Origin of the sequence: Chryseobacterium pyrolae, from assembly GCF_025153485.1 — a bacterium.
Classification (GTDB): Bacteria; Bacteroidota; Bacteroidia; order Flavobacteriales; family Weeksellaceae; genus Chryseobacterium; species Chryseobacterium antibioticum.
Map to the genome: position 1 here is coordinate 366,968 of NZ_JANZQH010000003.1, position 16,372 is coordinate 383,339.

General features: G+C 35.6%; 14 protein-coding genes. 8 read left to right on the plus strand and 6 right to left on the minus strand.

Translation table 11 applies throughout. The features are described 5' to 3' along the window. The first annotated feature begins 263 nt into the window (after positions 1-263). Positions 264-1,454, plus strand: a complete 1,191-nt coding sequence (sucC, locus tag NZD88_RS08465; protein WP_169233652.1) for an ADP-forming succinate--CoA ligase subunit beta — start codon at positions 264-266, stop codon at positions 1,452-1,454. A gap of 270 nt (positions 1,455-1,724) precedes the next feature. Next, positions 1,725-2,207 carry a hypothetical protein gene (locus tag NZD88_RS08470; protein WP_259828718.1) on the plus strand — a complete coding sequence of 161 codons (483 nt, stop codon included), beginning with the start codon at positions 1,725-1,727 and terminating at the stop codon, positions 2,205-2,207. Between the two features lie 49 nt (positions 2,208-2,256). Here NZD88_RS08470 and NZD88_RS08475 read toward each other — a convergent pair whose 3' ends face one another. Then, complete coding sequence (locus tag NZD88_RS08475; protein WP_259828719.1) at positions 2,257-3,132, minus strand: mechanosensitive ion channel family protein; 876 nt, start codon at positions 3,130-3,132, stop codon at positions 2,257-2,259. A 94-nt stretch (positions 3,133-3,226) separates the two neighbouring features. Here NZD88_RS08475 and NZD88_RS08480 point away from each other — a divergent pair, with 94 nt between their 5' ends. Beyond that, the gene (locus NZD88_RS08480; RefSeq protein WP_259828720.1) at positions 3,227-3,862 is read left to right on the plus strand and encodes a peroxiredoxin; all 636 of its coding nucleotides are present in this window, start codon (positions 3,227-3,229) and stop codon (positions 3,860-3,862) included. 93 nt (positions 3,863-3,955) lie between these two features. On the opposite strand, the gene NZD88_RS08485 is transcribed toward NZD88_RS08480, so the two are convergent. The 3 genes from NZD88_RS08485 to NZD88_RS08495 form a co-directional block, all read right to left on the minus strand. Further along, complete coding sequence (locus tag NZD88_RS08485) at positions 3,956-4,546, minus strand: hypothetical protein (RefSeq protein ID WP_169233656.1); 591 nt, start codon at positions 4,544-4,546, stop codon at positions 3,956-3,958. Between the two features lie 160 nt (positions 4,547-4,706). Beyond that, positions 4,707-5,222 (minus strand): hypothetical protein, encoded by a 516-nt coding sequence (locus NZD88_RS08490; RefSeq protein WP_169233657.1) that lies wholly within the window; start codon positions 5,220-5,222, stop codon positions 4,707-4,709. A gap of 90 nt (positions 5,223-5,312) precedes the next feature. After that, positions 5,313-7,595, minus strand: coding sequence for a TonB-dependent siderophore receptor (locus tag NZD88_RS08495; RefSeq protein ID WP_259828721.1), 2,283 nt, complete (start codon positions 7,593-7,595; stop codon positions 5,313-5,315). A gap of 186 nt (positions 7,596-7,781) precedes the next feature. On the opposite strand from NZD88_RS08495, the gene NZD88_RS08500 reads away from it, so the two are divergent. Continuing rightward, positions 7,782-8,837, plus strand: coding sequence for a Gfo/Idh/MocA family oxidoreductase (locus tag NZD88_RS08500; protein WP_259828722.1), 1,056 nt, complete (start codon positions 7,782-7,784; stop codon positions 8,835-8,837). Positions 8,838-8,922: 85 nt separating this feature from the next. On the opposite strand, the gene NZD88_RS08505 is transcribed toward NZD88_RS08500, so the two are convergent. Beyond that, entirely contained in the window at positions 8,923-10,812 is a 1,890-nt protein-coding gene (locus tag NZD88_RS08505; RefSeq protein WP_259828723.1) for an ABC-F family ATP-binding cassette domain-containing protein, read from the minus strand. A 276-nt stretch (positions 10,813-11,088) separates the two neighbouring features. Here NZD88_RS08505 and NZD88_RS08510 point away from each other — a divergent pair, with 276 nt between their 5' ends. The 4 genes from NZD88_RS08510 (at position 11,089) to NZD88_RS08525 (ending at position 15,196) form a co-directional block, all read left to right on the plus strand. Next, the gene (locus NZD88_RS08510) at positions 11,089-11,607 is read left to right on the plus strand and encodes a DUF1761 domain-containing protein (RefSeq protein WP_341483006.1); all 519 of its coding nucleotides are present in this window, start codon (positions 11,089-11,091) and stop codon (positions 11,605-11,607) included. Positions 11,608-11,652: 45 nt separating this feature from the next. Next, positions 11,653-12,786 (plus strand): GNAT family N-acetyltransferase, encoded by a 1,134-nt coding sequence (locus NZD88_RS08515; protein WP_259828724.1) that lies wholly within the window; start codon positions 11,653-11,655, stop codon positions 12,784-12,786. Between the two features lie 105 nt (positions 12,787-12,891). Next, entirely contained in the window at positions 12,892-13,407 is a 516-nt protein-coding gene (locus NZD88_RS08520; protein ID WP_259828725.1) for a 5' nucleotidase, NT5C type, read from the plus strand. Positions 13,408-13,549: 142 nt separating this feature from the next. Further along, positions 13,550-15,196 carry an alpha/beta fold hydrolase gene (locus NZD88_RS08525; protein ID WP_259828726.1) on the plus strand — a complete coding sequence of 549 codons (1,647 nt, stop codon included), beginning with the start codon at positions 13,550-13,552 and terminating at the stop codon, positions 15,194-15,196. Between the two features lie 250 nt (positions 15,197-15,446). Here the strand turns inward: NZD88_RS08525 and NZD88_RS08530 are convergent, their stop codons facing one another. Beyond that, complete coding sequence (locus NZD88_RS08530; RefSeq protein ID WP_259828727.1) at positions 15,447-16,310, minus strand: glycoside hydrolase family 25 protein; 864 nt, start codon at positions 16,308-16,310, stop codon at positions 15,447-15,449. Between the last annotated feature and the right edge of the window lie 62 nt (positions 16,311-16,372).

The following is a 16,372-nucleotide window of genomic DNA, read 5'->3' on the forward strand; positions in this document are numbered from 1 at the left end:
AATAGGTATTTTAAACCATTAAGAGTTTTTAAGTGGTTAAGAATATTAAGTTTCGCAAGCGAATATAAGAGGTAAGCTTAAAAATATCTTTAGATGTTTTTCTTAATTAAACTTAAAATCTTCAATAATCTTAATGGTTAAAAAAAATCTTATTTAAAAAATATGAAGACATTCTTAATTTTTAAGTCAATAAACTTGAACTTCCATGTCTTTTTAGTAAATTTGTCAACCTTTAAATTTTAAAATAAAATAATAAAAATAATATGAATCTTCACGAGTATCAATCAAAAGAGATTTTATCAAAGTACGGAGTTGCTATCCAACGTGGTTTCGTAGCGAACAATGTAGAAGAAGCTGTAGCAGCTGCTGAAAAATTGACTGCTGAGACCGGAGCGCAGGCTTGGGTTGTAAAAGCACAAATTCACGCAGGTGGTCGTGGTAAAGGTGGTGGTGTAAAGTTCTCTCCAAACATGGATAAACTTAAAGAAAACGCTCAAAACATCATCGGAATGCAGTTGGTAACTCCACAAACTTCTGCTGAAGGTAAAAAAGTACACTCTGTTTTGGTTGCAGAAGATGTTTATTATCCGGGAGAAACTGAAACTAAAGAATTTTATGTTTCTATTCTTTTAGACAGAGCTGAAGGTAAGAATACAATCGTATATTCTACTGAAGGAGGTATGGATATTGAGCACGTTGCAGAAGTAACGCCTCATTTGATCCACAAAGAAATCATTGATCCTGCTTTAGGTCTTCAAGGGTTCCAGGCTAGAAAAATTGCTTTCAACTTAGGTCTTGAAGGAAATGCTTTCAAAGAATTCACAAAATTCATTGCATCTCTTTACAATGCTTACACTGGAATTGATGCTTCACTTTTCGAGATCAACCCTGTGTTGAAAACTTCTGATAACAAAATTATCGCTGTAGATGCTAAAGTAACTTTAGATGGTAACGCATTGTTCCGTCACAAAGACTTAGAAGCACTGAGAGATACAAGAGAAGAAGATCCAATGGATGTAGAAGCTGGTGAAGCGGGTCTTAACTTCGTAAAACTAGACGGTAACGTTGCTTGTATGGTAAACGGAGCTGGTCTTGCAATGGCAACTATGGATATCATCAAATTATCTGGTGGTAGCCCTGCTAACTTCTTGGACGTTGGAGGTACTGCTGATGCGCAGAGAGTACAGACTGCTTTCGGAATCATTTTGAGAGATCCAAACGTAAAAGCAATCCTGATCAATATCTTCGGAGGTATCGTAAGATGTGACAGAGTAGCTCAGGGAGTTGTAGATGCTTACAGAGCGATGGGTAGCCTTCCGGTTCCATTGATCGTAAGATTACAGGGAACTAATGCTGTTGAAGCTAAAAAATTAATTGACGATTCAGGTCTTCCTGTACATTCTGCAATTACTTTAGAAGAAGCTGCAAACAAAGTAAAAGAAGTTTTAGCTTAAGCCTAAACTTTTAAATAAATTCAGAAACCGTTCCATTCTTTGGAACGGTTTTTTCTTTTTAACCACAAAAGGCACAAAAGTTCTTATAACACTTTAGTTATTTTAAAGTTAAATAGATTGCATATGGAAGTACACTTAAGTTCTTATGAAAATCTTTGATTTTCGGGTTATGTGATCTTATTTGTTTTCAGAATGTTAAAACTTTAAAATTGCAGTGCCCTAAAGTGTTTAACATTAAAGACTTTTGTGGTTCAATTTATTCTTACATATATGATGAAAAACTTACACATTCCCAATCCTTGTGAAAATTGGGAAACAATGTCTTCCCGGGAAAAAGGAAGATTCTGTTCCGTATGCAGCAAATGCGTAATTGATTTTACAGAAAAGAAATCTTATGAAATTGAATCTATTTTTAAAGAGAAACAGGGAGAAGATATTTGTGGTAGATTTTTTAGCCATCAGCTGACTGTAGAAAACGAAAAAAACGGACCTATAGAAAATAAATTCTTTCAGTATATTCCTGCCCTATTCAGAAATAATAAAATAGGTTTGGCTATAGTTTCCATGATTTTATTTTTGACCAGCTGTTCCAAACCAAAAGATAAAGGGAAAGTTGCAACAGTTGCTTCGGGCATTGAGAAAGACAGCCTTCCTACTAATGACAATTTTATACTCGGCGCGCCGATGATCCAGAATGATTCCGTTGCCCAATTGCATCAAAAAGATAGCCTTCAATTAAAACATCAGAAATAATTAAGGCATAAAAAAACCGCTTAAGAAAAGCGGTTTATATTTATTTGTCCTAATTTTCAGCAGGAAGAGTTTCCCCATTGGTAATGCTGATGCTCGTAGGTGTTACAAGCTGTATATTGTCAGCATCCAGGCGCTCCTTGATCTTCAGATAAGCCTCGCTTTTCAACTGAACCAGATTGCCGCCTACCTTCATCCAGAATTTAGCCTGAAGGCTAAAATTGCCTTGTTTTAGGTCAGTAAAAATAACTTCTGAAGTATCCAGTCTGTCTACACTGTCAAGACTTTTAATGACGGCAAGCATTCCCTTCTGTGCTTTGCTGATATCTTCATCCGCAGGAATCTCAAAATTTAAAATAATTCTGCGCTGCGGCGAAGCGGTAATATTGTAAAAAGGAGCATTAAAAATAACCTGATTGGGAATGTAAGCCTTTTTTCCATCGTCAGTAATGAGCTTGGTCGTTAAAAAACCAATTTCCTGAACCGTCCCGGAATGGGCACCGATTGTAATATAATCACCTATTTTAAATGCTTTATCAATCCCGATCAGCATTCCTGAAAAAATACTGGATACCAGATCCTTTAAAGCGACCCCGGCGATCACCCCGGCCACCCCTAAACTTCCGATGAACTTCCAAAGGAAACTGCTGAAGCCCATGATTTCAAGGGCAATGAAAGTTCCCATGATCATAATCAAAAACCTGAATATGCCGATTAAAGTCACCAGAGAGCCTTCTTTCTGGCTTTTCGGGAAAAATTTATGAAATAATTTTACGGCACCTAAACTCAGGTACTTACTAGTGATAAGAAAAAAAGAAAATACTAAAATTCCGACGATAAGTTTCGGGGTAAGCTCGGCAAACCTCATATACCAGCTTTCCAAAACCCTGTAAATAACATCTACATAGCTGTGTCCAATGTTCTGCATGAATAAAATTTTGGTTAAAGATATAAATTTTCAACAAAAATTTTGCCAGTTCCAAAAAGTCTACTAAATTTGTAGACTAACAAAGCAGAATATTATGTCAATCAAACTAGGAGATACAGCACCGGACTTTAAGGCAGAGACTTCTTTAGGTGATATTAAATTTCATGAGTTCCTAGGAAATTCATGGGGAATTCTGTTTTCGCATCCTGCGGATTATACGCCGGTATGTACTACGGAATTGGGTTATACTTCGAAATTGAGATCAGAATTCGAGAAAAGAGGAACCAAAGTCATTGCTTTAAGTGTAGATGGAGTAGAAGACCATCAGAACTGGATCAAAGATATCAACGAGACCCAGAACACCGATGTGCAGTTTCCTATTATTGCGGACAAAGACAGACGAATTTCAGAACTCTATGATTTTATTCACCCGAATGCTTCATTAACTGCTACCGTACGCTCTTTGCTGATCATTGATCCTGATAAGAAAGTAAGATTGATCATTACTTATCCGGCTTCTACAGGAAGAAATTTTGATGAGATCCTGAGAGTACTCGATTCTCTTCAGTTGGTTGATTCCCATAAAATTGCTACTCCGGTCAACTGGAAAAACGGTGACGACGTTATTGTTCCGCCGTCCATTTCTACGGAAGATGCCAGAAAAATATTTCCGAAAGGCGTTACAGAAGTAAAGCCGTATCTGAGATATACGCCACAGCCCAATACATGATTTATTTGATTTTTTATAGTTTAGTTTTAATTTGTACGAAAATCGCCCCGAAAATATTTCGGGGCGATTTCATTTTTTATTGGGTAACTATGATTATTTTAAATCATTTGCTACCTCTTTAGCTTTTGAAGTAGGTAAGTAAATACTGAATCCTACGTTGAAAGTAATATTAGAATTTAATCCTTCGCTACCAAATCCTGCTCTTCCTTTGTATTTCACTAAACCTTCCAAACCGATATTAGGCGTAATGAAATAAGAATAACCCGGACCTGCACCAAAGTCTAAACCAGTTGTAGAATCTGCATTTTCCACTGATCTTCCTCCGATACCTACGTTACCTTCAAGGAACCATCTTCCGTGGTGAAGTAAGTTATCCACACCTTTTTCTCCCGGTGATAGGTAATAACGTCCCAAACCACCTACACCATAAGTGAATTCAGTAGGGCTACCATTAGTAACTTTATTAATACCTAAGTCTACATATCCCCCTACAGCAACATTATCCTGAATGAAGTAAGCACCTTTAGGCTGAATACCGATATTGTATCCTCCACCAGTATTTAAACCAAAATTACTTGATATTAAGCTACTTCCTACCAGCCAGTTACCTTTTTGAATCTGAGCATTAGCCGTTGCAGTCAAACCTGTTGCTGCTAATATTCCTGCAAAAATTAGTTTTTTCATAATTTATTATTTTAATAATTAAATGTTATCATTTGTAGATTATAGAAAAAACAAGAATGATGCCATACTTCTTAATTTTAGATAAAAAGTCAGAATAATTGTTAATTTGTAGAGATGAAGAATGTGAATTATTTAGTCATTTTTTTGATGATCCTACAATTTAAATGAATAAAAGAATCACCGAAATAATGAGGCCTGCGATTGCAAATTTGATCCCTCGTTTGAAGGCTTTTGTTTTAGGATTAAACATCCAGAAACTTGAGATGACAAAGAAAAATAAAGAAATCCCGAAAAAGGTATTGAGAGGTGACAATGTTTCTTTAGATTGGGATTTATGAAGCTTTACCATCTTATCCAGAACAAATGGAAGTTCCATTTTGGAATATTGAGCCTTTCCTGTGGAAGCATCATAAGTTCCACGCTTAAAGTGAAGGATATTCCCTTCTGTTTTTTCTACTTCCAGACCTTTGATCTTCAATTCTTTCCCCAGTTCCTTTTCTGAAAGGTTGACAGCAATGGTTTTATCATACTTTTTTTCTTTTTTAAGAAAATCGGTATCTCTGTAAACGAGCAAAACTCCGCTCACTGCATACACAGCCATTATTCCAGCAAGAAAATATCCCAGATAGCGGTGTGTAATTCTCATAAAACTTCTTGTGTCCTTGATCTTATCCATATCGTATTGTTTGTTTTTGTAATGTAAAAAGCGGAAACTGCAAAAATGCAATTTCCACTTTGAACGATGAAATTATTGTAGTACTTAATTCTAAAGTTTGTAAGTCAGCGTAAAATAATAGTTTCTTGGCGTAATAGGGTTGACTGAATAGTTTTCGTGTACGTTGTAGTTGACAACATCGAATAAGTTACCCACTTTCCCCTGGATAGAGAATTTACTCCATTCATAGCCTACAGAGACAGTTACTGTTGTATAATCTTTCAGTTCAAGCATTCTGCTGACATTGTTTCTGGTGATATTGGTAGATTTAGAGTCGTTCCAGCCTCCAATTCTATCTCCGATATAATAAATACCTGCGCCTACTTTTAATCCCTTCGCATACTTGGTGAATTTATAAAAGACAGATGCATTGGCTGTAGTGGCAGGAGTTCTTACCAGTCTTTGTTTTTCAACATATCCTTTGTCCGGAGTATCAATATACACAGAGTTGTTATAAGAGAAACCTCCAATAATAGATAGGTTTTCTGTCGGGTTTCCTGTGATATCCAGTTCAACACCACGGCTTCTCATTTTACCTGCAAATTCTTTAAGATTTGTATCAGGAGTTTGAGGGGTTCCGGTGTTGTCGGTATAAAAATAGTTCTGGTAAGTATTATTTTGTATAATCTGATACAAGCTAAGGTTGATCGCTAAAGCATTATGCCAAAGATTTTTCTTGGCCCCGATTTCATATTGATCTATAGTAGTAGGTTTTATCCCTTGTTTTGAGAGGTTATTGACTCTGTCTCTTACCTGTGCAACCGTTCCTGTAGTATTTAAAGAACCAATTTCGTCAGACATATATCCTGCATTGGCAGCAAATGAATTGGTATACGTTGCAAAAACAGAAAGATTATCGTTAGGCGTGTAAACCAGACCTAATTTTGGAGAAAATGCCTGATCAGACGTTGCAGAGTTTTGTACCAAGCTTTTATCCAGTGGTTTAGCTGAAGTTGCATAAGTGGTCTTGATAGAGGGCATATTTTCTATATAAGACCAACGAACCCCGGCTATCACTTTAAATTGTTTAGTTAAACTGATAAAATCCTGAATATACACACCAACTCTTCTAGTGTTGATCCTTGTTAATGAATTTTCACTCGTGTCCGGCATTGCGATATTTCCCCAGGTGGAAGGGTTGTCCAGATATAGAACATTCACAGGAGCTGCTACATTGTACGCGTAAGCATCGGCCTGATTGTAATCAGCATCAGCGCCTATTAATACTTTATGGTTTATTTTTCCTGTATTGAATTCCCCATTAATATTTACCTGTGCTGAACCGTATTGAGTTTTGTTAAGGGTTTTATTGAATGGGCGTGTCCAGGTTAAACGATTCTCATCAACTTTTTTGTCATATACCCACTGTACACGCTCGGATGAAAAGTAATCTTTTGTATAATTCTGGTAAGAAGCAACAGCATTTAAAGTCCAGTTAGTGCTTAATTGGTGATTGAACGTTACATTCGTTGAAGTCTGTTCTACGTTTTGATATTGCCAGTCTGTACCGAAAAATGTATTTCTGTCCACATAATTATTCATTGAATAACTCTGGTCTTTATTGGTAATGGATCCAATACCAAAATCCGGAGTAAAATTATTCTTAAGATAATCGGCTTCTACAATTAACTGTGATTTCGGACTTAAATTGAATAAGAAAGATGGGTTGAAATAATATTTCTCAGACTCTACAACATCTCTGAAACTTTCAGCATATTCATAAGCACCGTTTACCCTGAATGCAATATTTTTAGATAAAGGACCATAAATGTCAACAGTCGGCTTATAAGAGTTCCAGCTTCCTCCATTAAGTCCCACACTTCCTCCAAAATTGAATCTAGGCTTTTTAGTGATCATATTAATGATCCCTCCTGCAGCAGTATTTCCATACAGCATGGCATTAGCTCCTTTTAATACCTCTACTCTTTCTAAACCGCTTACTTCAGGGAAAACTCCACTATTGACTCTGGTTCCATTTTTAAAAATATTATCATTCCCTAAAATAAAACCACGCCCTCCAAAACTATCCTGAGAGTTTCCTCTGGATGAAGTAACGTACATCCCGTTTACATTCTGAAGAACATCGCTCAGCTGTTTCGCCTGTTGTTGCTCAATGATTTCGTGTGTTACAATGGAGATAGGTTGTGGGGTTTCCATTACCGTAAGCGCAGACTTGGTAGATGATGTTCTTGCCTGGTTTGGGTTTCCGGTTTTATGGAGATTGATGTCTTCAATGGTTTGTGATCTGATAGTGTCTGCCTCAACATTTTTCATTTGAGCACCTACAGATAAGGCGGTAAATAGAAGTCCTAAAGAAGCTAGCTGTTTTTTCATTACTTATTTTTATGTAGAATAGTTTTAAATAGCGGCAAAAATAAGAATTCGGAAGGGATTAATTTAGAATTAATAAAAATAATAAAATGATTTTTGTCATATTTTAGGAATGTACTAAAAATACCGGTTTTGGGTGTAGGCTGGTAAACTGAGTATTATTAAATATATTTGTTAAAAATTATACATATGCAATTGGTAAAAGCAGGACTTTGTGCCTTTGGAATGAGCGGAAAAGTGTTTCATGCCCCGTTTTTAAAAGAACATCCCGGATTTTTTATGGCTGCTATCGTAGAAAGAAGCAAAGAGGAATCTAAAGAAAAATATCCCGAAGCAACCATTTATCGTTCCGTGGAAGAGATGCTTCAGAGTGCAGATATTGAACTGGTGATCATCAATACTCCCGTGCAGACCCATTTTGAATATGCTAAAATGGCACTCGAGGCAGGGAAAAATATAATCGTTGAAAAACCTTTTACCGTGAGTGTGTCAGAAGCAGAACAGTTGGTGAACCTCTCAGAAGAAAAAGGTTTATTTATAAGTGTTTACCAGAACAGAAGATTTGACCGCGATTTTTTACAGGTTCACAAAATAATGAATGAAGGAAAATTAGGAGATATTAAAGAAGCAGAGATCCGTTTCGACAGATTCCGTACCACACCAAGTGGAAAACAGCATAAAGAAGATCCGGAACAAACAGGTTCAGGTTCACTTCATGATCTGGGTGCCCATCTTGTAGACCAGGCGGTGCAGTATTTCGGATATCCTGAAAAACTTTTTGCAGACGTTTTTTCGATGAAAGGCGCGGAATATGCCAATGACTATTTTGAAATTCTTTTATATTACAAGAATAATCTGAGGGTAAGACTGAAATCATCTGTCTTCACCAAAGAAGCGCACTACGCTTATGCTATTCACGGAGAAAAAGGAAGTTTTCTGCAGGAAAGAACCGATAATCAGGAAAATGAACTGGTTGCAGGAGCTGTACCAGTTTATGGCAATGAATGGACCGAGCCATTACAAGGGATGGACGGAATTTTAAATTATTTAAATGAAAATTCAGAAACAGAAAGAATTCTGACTTCCAGTGAACCCGGAAATTATATGGACTACTACCAGCAGATTTATGAATATATTGTCTTCGGATACGCACTGCCTTCTCAGGGAAGAGAAGTGGTTCAAAATATGAAAATCATTGATGCTTCTCTGGAGAGCTCAAAAGGGGAGAAGGTAGTTTACTTGTAATAGAGTTTGAGAGTAGTAGGGTTTTAGAGTAAAAGCAATTGAGATAAACTCTCATACGCTCCTACTCTAAAACTCTAAAACTTATTTAAATTTCCTGAAGTTCCAGCCATCTCATCTCATATTCCCCCAGCTTTTCAGAAATGGTTTCCAATTCGGCAGAAAGTTGTGCCACTTTTTCATATTCCGTTTCGTTATTAAGCTGATTCATGATCTTGGTACGCTTTTGTTCCAATTCAGGCATTTCTTTTTCTATGGTTTCCAGTTCTCTCTGCTCCTTAAAAGACATTTTTCTTTTTGGGGAAGAAGGTTGAGAAACCTCTGGTATTACAACAATTTCTTTGACAGGTTCCGGTTTGGATACTGCATTTTTTTCCAATGCATCCTCGCGGCTTTTGGCGTCTCTGTATTCTGAGAAAGTTCCGATAAAATCTCTGATTTTTCCTTCCCCTTCAAAAGCCAGAACATGGTCAATAATTCTGTCCATAAAATATCTGTCGTGAGAAACAATAATCAAACTGCCCTGAAAGTTCAGCAGGAAATTTTCCAGTACAGTTAAAGTCGGAAGATCCAGATCATTGGTAGGTTCATCAAATATCAAAAAGTTTGGATTCTGATACAGGATATACATCAAATGCAGCCTCCTTTTTTCACCACCCGAAAGTTTTGAAATAGGAGAGTACTGAGTCTGATCATCAAATAAAAACAACCTTAGAAACTGCGATGCAGAGATCGTTTTTCCGTTGGCTAAAGGGAAGTTTTCAGAAATTTCTTTGATAAAATCAATAACTCTTTCATCTTCTTTATACTTCAGCCCTTTTTGTGAAAAATATCCAAATTTGATCGTTTCTCCGGTTTCAATTTCTCCTGAATCTTTCGGCTCAAGCCCCTGGATGATATTCAGCAATGTAGATTTCCCGGCACCATTTTTTCCTACAATTCCTACTTTCTCACCTCGCTGAAACTGATAACTGAAATCTTTTAATAATAATTTATCGCCATAACTTTTAGAAATATCTCTAAGCTCTAAAATTTTGTTTCCAAGCCTTTTCATTTCGAAATCAAGTTCCAGAGACTCTTTTCTCGTATCGGTTTTAGCTATTTTTTCAGTTTCGTAAAAGTCATCCTGTCTGGATTTTGATTTGGTAGTTCTCGCTTTGGGCTGTCTTCTCATCCACTCCAATTCTTTCCTGTACAGATTATTGGCTTTGTCGATGGTAGAATTCATATTATCCTCACGAATCATTTTATTTTCAAGATATGTGGCGTAAGAACCATTGTGGAAATACAGATTTTTATCTTCCATTTCCCAGATAATTCCACAAACGGCATCCAGGAAATACCTGTCGTGAGTTACCAGAATTAAAGTTATTTTTGCTTTGCTCAAATAGCTTTCAAGCCATTCTACCATTTCTACATCAAGGTGGTTGGTAGGCTCATCCATGATGAGAAGCGTATGGCGGTGCTCAGCTCTTGTTTCAGTCAGTAATTTTGCTAAGGCAACACGTTTGATCTGTCCTCCGGAAAGAGTTCCCATTTTGGCTTCCAGATCTGTGATTTTCAACTGAGAGAGAATTTGTTTCATGTCATTCTCCAGATCCCATGCTTTGTGAATTTCCATTTCAGCCAAAGCTTTTTCAATGAAATCATAATCTGTAGAAAGCAGCGATTTATGATAATTTTTCAGGGCCTGAATGGGCGCAGAATCGAGGGTCATCATAAATTCATCAATGGTAAGATCAGAATCAAAATCGATTTCCTGATCAAATAAGACCACCTGGATATCTTTATTAATATTCACAGTTCCGCTGTCTGCAATTTCTTTCCCCATTAATATTTTAAGAAGGGTAGATTTCCCGCTCCCGTTTTTAGCAACAATGGCTATTTTGTCACCTTCATTGACATGAAAATTGATATTTTGGAATAAAACTTTGATGCCATAAGATTTAGTAAGATTTTCGACAGAAACGTAATTCATTGGAATGTAATGGTTTGATATTGATTTTGTATTGAGCGGCAAAAGTACGAAAATGTAGACACTTAAAACTTATTAATACTATTATATCAAAGACCTTTTAAAATATTAGTTCTTTTGAAATTTTATATAATAAAGTGTAAATTGAGATTAGTTTTTTAATTGATTTTATTTATTTTTGTTTTTAATTTTTAGTTAAAACAAATTATAGTTTATGTAAAATATATTTTATATTGATTTTTAATGTAGATTTGATATAATTAATTAAAACATAAAACTATGATGCAAATTAACTTTTTGGCTATTGCTGTAGCTGCATTAGTCCCACTTATTATGGGATTTATCTGGTATCATCCAAAAATTTTAGGAACTGTTTGGATGCAGGAAGTAGGGTTGACGGAAGAGAAAATGAAAGGATCAAACATGGGATTTGTCTTTGTTTTTGCATTTATCCTGTCTTTTTTGATTGCTTTTTTCCTGCAAATGATCACAATACATCAACTTGGAGCCTTAGGAATGGTTGGAGGAGACGAAACAAACGCAAAACCTTCATTTTTTTCCTTTATGAAAGATTATGGAACAGCTTATCGTTCTTTTGGTCATGGTGCTTTGCATTGTTTTATGGCCGGAGTTTTCTTTGTATTTCCCCTCATTGCAATTAACGCGATGTTTGAAAGGAAATCTTGGAAATATACTTTTATTAATACCGCATATTGGACGATAACACTCACAATTATGGGCGGAATTATCTGCGGTTGGTATTCTCCTGAAGGCTTTAATTGGGTTACCCAAAAATAAAATTCTAACGATCTAAATTATAAGGCTACATTTGTGGCCTTTTTTATGTCATATAATCTAAAAATATACAATAGTGTTCCGGACTTACCATTACAGTGGAATGCTGTGATCGGGAACCAAAATATCATGCTTTCCAAAGAATATTTTCATGTCTTGGACTCTTCCGGGCCGAATAATATGGAATGTTATTATATTGGATTTTTCAATGATAATGAGTTGATTGGCGGTGCTTTATTTCAGTATTTAAGTTTTCGGAATCATGCAACTTTTCAAAAAAATGAAGTGTGGTGTAATATCAGGAATTTCTTTGCCCAAAAATTCAGTAGAGATGTAATGATTCTGGGAAATAATATGTTGACAGGTCAAAATGGATTTTATTTTGATGCTGCTAAAATCACTTTAGAAGAGGTTATTCCGCTTTTGGATAAGGCTGTTCAGAAGATGCAGAAAGAGATCAGAAAAACATCTTTGATCATTTATAAAGATTACCAGTTCAATTTTGTCAACTATTTTCAGGATAAAAATCATCAGGCTTATTTCAGGTTTTCCGTTCAACCCAATATGATGTTGAAATTAAAAGAAGACTGGACTTTTTTTGAAGATTATTTAAATGATTTCTCTAAAAAATACAGAACAAGAGTACGCTCTGCCAGAAAAAAGTTTGAAGGAATTGAAAAGTATGAAATGAATTTGGATGACATAAAAAAACATCAAAAAGAAATGAATATTCTGTATCAAAATGTAGCAGAAAATGCTCCTTTCAATACCTTTTTTCTTGCTGAAAATCATTTTGAAAGGATGAAGGAAAATTTGAATCAAAACTTTAAAATCTTTGGATATTTTTTAGATCAAAAGCTGATAGGATTTTATACTTTAATTCTCAACAATGAAGATATTGACACCTATTTTTTAGGCTATAATAAAGAACTTCAAAAAGAAAAACAATTGTACCTCAATATGCTTTTAGACATGGTAGAATATGCAATTACTCATCAATTTAAAAGAATAATTTTTGGTAGAACAGCGTTGGAAATAAAATCAACCATTGGTGCGGAACCTCTTGAAATTTTCGGGTTGATAAAGCATAATAATTCTTTGATCAATTTATTTATGAAAAGAATTTTCAGGGTATTGAATCCTAAAAAAGAATGGATTCAAAGGAAGCCTTTCACGGAATAGGCTGTAACGAGATAAATTTGTCTTAAATTTTTATTTTGTAGAGATGATATTTTTTATTTTTTTAATATGTTGTAAGTTTAAGCTTTCATAAAATTACATATTAAAATGAAGAAAAAAGTAATTGTAGACATGGACGGGGTAATGGCAGATGTGTATCATCAGCTGGTGCAGTTTGAAAAAAGAGATTCAGGTAGAGAAATTGAAATCAGTGATCTCTCAGGAATGCCTGAAATTGAAGCATTTCCCAATGGAAAAAAACACGTGAATGAAGTTGGTTTTTTCAGAACACTTCCTGTTATGGAAGGCAGCCGTGCGGCTTTGGAATACATTAATAACAAATATGAACTTTACATTGTTTCAGCCGGAATGGAGTTTCCCAACAGTTTAAGAGAAAAATTTGACTGGCTTGCAGAACATTTTCCGTTTATCAGCTGGGAACAGATTGTTTTATGCGGAAGCAAAAGAGTGGTCCACGGTGATGTAATGATTGATGATTACCCTAAAAATCTGGATCATTTTGCAGGAGAAAAACTAATTTTCACCCAACCTCACAACGAACTGATAGACAACGAAAATTATCAAAGAGTTCATTCATGGGAAGATGTCCTGAGTATTTTATAAAAAAAAGTTTATATATTTTTTAGAATTTCGGTCACAAACAGATGATGTTTTACAAAAAATTTAACTAAACGGTTCTTAAATTTAATAAGCTGTTATGAGTGTTGAACACGGGAAATAAAGAATTTTGCATCAAACTTATACCATGAACAAACTCAATGCTTTATTCTTTCTTTTAGCAGCTTATTCTTTCAATGCACAGGTGATTTCCGGAACTGTGATTTCTAAAAATGAAAACAAGCCGGTTCCTTATGTGAAAATCGGGATAGAAAAAGAAAATGCAGGAACGGTTTCTGATGAGAAAGGAAATTTCTCCATTGACCTTTCGGAACTTGATGCTTCCCGAAAACTCAGAATAGAAGTTCCCGGCTATGAGTCCTATGTTGAAACCGTGCAGAATTTCAGAAAACAGGATCACAGGCAGATATTTTTAAAAGAAAAAATTAAAAATATAAAGGAAGTCAACATTAAAGTCAAGAAACTGGTAGATAGAAACTGGGGAGTCAATACAAAGACAAAACACGTTCTGTACTCTGTTAACCCACAATTAAAAAAAGATAATTTCATTGGTGAAACCGCATTGGAATTTAATGCCAGCAAACGGTCTAAGATCAAAAATATCAATCTGAATATTGCCAGCTATACTTCCGATAAGCCAGTATTGATGAGATATAGCATTTACACAGAAAAAAACGGATTTCCTGATAAAAATATTCTGGATGAAGAGATCACGGTGGAACTTACGAAAGATATGATTAAAGACGGAACCTTTACATTGGACGTCAACGATCATAATATTTGGGTACAAGGGAAATTTTTTATTGGAATTCAGTTTCTAAAAGAATTTGATGGAAGAATATTTATCAGTGCAGCCTTATTCCGAACAGGATTTCTTAGGAAGTTTTACGGAGACTGGCAAAAAATGACTCTGGCAGCACCAGCCATCAATATAGATGTAAAAGTGGATAAAAGCGCGAAAAATAATAACGGTGAAACAACAGCTTCAGGAGATGATCTCGAAGGGCTGATTTCTGACATTTCCCAATATAAAATAGCATCAGAAAATTCTGTGTACGGAAAAAATGAATCTTCGGGGAATTATCTTGAATTAAAAGATACAAAGCTGTACTACGAAATATACGGGGAAGGGGAACCTCTTTTTCTGCTTCATGGGAATTCAGGGAGCATAAAGGATTTTTACCAGCAGATTCCGGTCCTTTTGAAGCATTTCAAAGTGATAGTGGTAGATACCAGAGGACAGGGGAAAAGTGCTGATACTTCTGAAAAAGATTTCACCTATACCCAATTTGCAGATGATGTAAAATCGCTTGCAGATAAGCTGGAGTTAAAGAAAATTAATATTGCAGGATGGAGCGACGGCGGAATTACAGGCCTTGAATTTGCCTTAAAATACCCGGAAAACCTTAATAAATTAATTACCATCGGAGCTAATGCAGTTCCGCAAGGTGTTGATGAAAGATTGATCACCCATATGAAAAACCAGCTTCTTGTGCTGAATATTGAAAACAAACCTGAAAAATTTAATGAACGTAGATTAGTAACACTCATGCTTAAAGAACCGCATATCAGTAAAAAAGATCTTTCAAAAATACAAAACCCGGTGTTGGTCATTGCAGGAGATAAAGATGTGATTAAACAAGATCATACTGAAATGATGGCAAAAAAAATGCCTCATGCTGAACTGAAAATCTACAAAAATGCTACCCACATGATTCCTTTTGAACATGCCGATGAATTGAATGCAGACATTCTCAGGTTTCTGGGGAAATGATGGAGTTTTAAGAGGGAAGAGTGAAGATGGAAGGATGGGAGATATCGCAGACGGTTAACTTCTATCAGGTATTTCGTGAAATTATCAAATGGATTTTAAAAATGAGTAAGTCAGAGAGTAATTCTTTCTGAATTCAGAAAACGTCCTTATTTCCCTCTATACGTCCTTATAAAAGAAAAGGCAATAAATCTGGAAATAGTTATTTTTTCGGGTTGCAAAACTTCCACCATCTAGCTTCATTCTTCCTACCTTAGTCCAGTGTTAACCTTTTCAAAGACCACGAGTTTCCGTTATAAATATCAAGATCTACTTTGGTGTTAATCCCATGAACGATGCCATTTTCTGTAAACTGCCAAAAATCCCAGGCGCCTTCAGGAGTGGGAGACGGTACATCATTATAATTAGCCAGCCAGAGCGGATAGTCATCAAATTCGCCTTTCAGGAAATCTTTATAGTAATGATAATAAGTATAGATAATAGGCTTTTCACCATAAGTTTCCTCTACGATCTTGCACCATACTTTCAGATCCTCAATCAGCTTTTTGTTCGTCTTTCGTTTCGGAATTTTTTCAATATCTAAAATCGGCGGAAGATCTCCGCTTTCCAGTTTTACATTGGCTAGAAAATTATTGGCCTGGATCACAGGATCTTCATCAGCTCTGTAAAAATGGTAGGCTCCACGGATGAGATGATGTTTTTGGGCCTTCTCCCAGAATTCATCAAAATGTTTATCTGCATTCCGGTTTCCCATCGTGGCACGCATCACTACAAATTCCAGCGGAATGGTTTTATTTCCAATGCTTAAACTGTCCCATTTGATGTCTTCTCTGTTTTGATAATGAGAAACATCGAATCCATAGGTTTTGTCGAGATTAGCACTAAGAATTTTCTGGATTCTTAAAGTTTCTGTTTCGCTGTTGTGAAGTTTTTTATGACTGAATTTATTAAAGTATAATGCGTAATAATAGCTGATAGACTGCTTCAGATAAAATCCGGTCCCTATTAAAGCAAGAATTAAAATACCCAATATGACCTTTCTCCGGAAAAAATAATTCTTCCGACGATTCTCATGTACTTTTTTGGCAGTTTTTTTGGTGTACTTCCTGGGTGTCATAAAGTTTTGCAAAACTAACTTTTTTCACTACTAAATGCTAAATAAAATCAGTAAATTTGTGT

Bases quoted from the DNA above. Each gene is read 5' to 3' on its own strand.
- NZD88_RS08475 (WP_259828719.1), bottom strand. From the start codon at position 3,132: ATGCAGAACATTGGACACAGCTATGTAGATGTTATTTACAGGGTTTTG.
- NZD88_RS08510 (WP_341483006.1), top strand. From the start codon at position 11,089: ATGATGCAAATTAACTTTTTGGCTATTGCTGTAGCTGCATTAGTCCCA.
- NZD88_RS08530 (WP_259828727.1), bottom strand. From the start codon at position 16,310: ATGACACCCAGGAAGTACACCAAAAAAACTGCCAAAAAAGTACATGAG.
- NZD88_RS08480 (WP_259828720.1), top strand. From the start codon at position 3,227: ATGTCAATCAAACTAGGAGATACAGCACCGGACTTTAAGGCAGAGACT.
- NZD88_RS08500 (WP_259828722.1), top strand. From the start codon at position 7,782: ATGCAATTGGTAAAAGCAGGACTTTGTGCCTTTGGAATGAGCGGAAAA.
- NZD88_RS08485 (WP_169233656.1), bottom strand. From the start codon at position 4,546: ATGAAAAAACTAATTTTTGCAGGAATATTAGCAGCAACAGGTTTGACT.
- NZD88_RS08470 (WP_259828718.1), top strand. From the start codon at position 1,725: ATGATGAAAAACTTACACATTCCCAATCCTTGTGAAAATTGGGAAACA.
- sucC (WP_169233652.1), top strand. From the start codon at position 264: ATGAATCTTCACGAGTATCAATCAAAAGAGATTTTATCAAAGTACGGA.
- NZD88_RS08525 (WP_259828726.1), top strand. From the start codon at position 13,550: ATGAACAAACTCAATGCTTTATTCTTTCTTTTAGCAGCTTATTCTTTC.
- NZD88_RS08505 (WP_259828723.1), bottom strand. From the start codon at position 10,812: ATGAATTACGTTTCTGTCGAAAATCTTACTAAATCTTATGGCATCAAA.
- NZD88_RS08520 (WP_259828725.1), top strand. From the start codon at position 12,892: ATGAAGAAAAAAGTAATTGTAGACATGGACGGGGTAATGGCAGATGTG.
- NZD88_RS08490 (WP_169233657.1), bottom strand. From the start codon at position 5,222: ATGGATAAGATCAAGGACACAAGAAGTTTTATGAGAATTACACACCGC.
- NZD88_RS08515 (WP_259828724.1), top strand. From the start codon at position 11,653: ATGTCATATAATCTAAAAATATACAATAGTGTTCCGGACTTACCATTA.
- NZD88_RS08495 (WP_259828721.1), bottom strand. From the start codon at position 7,595: ATGAAAAAACAGCTAGCTTCTTTAGGACTTCTATTTACCGCCTTATCT.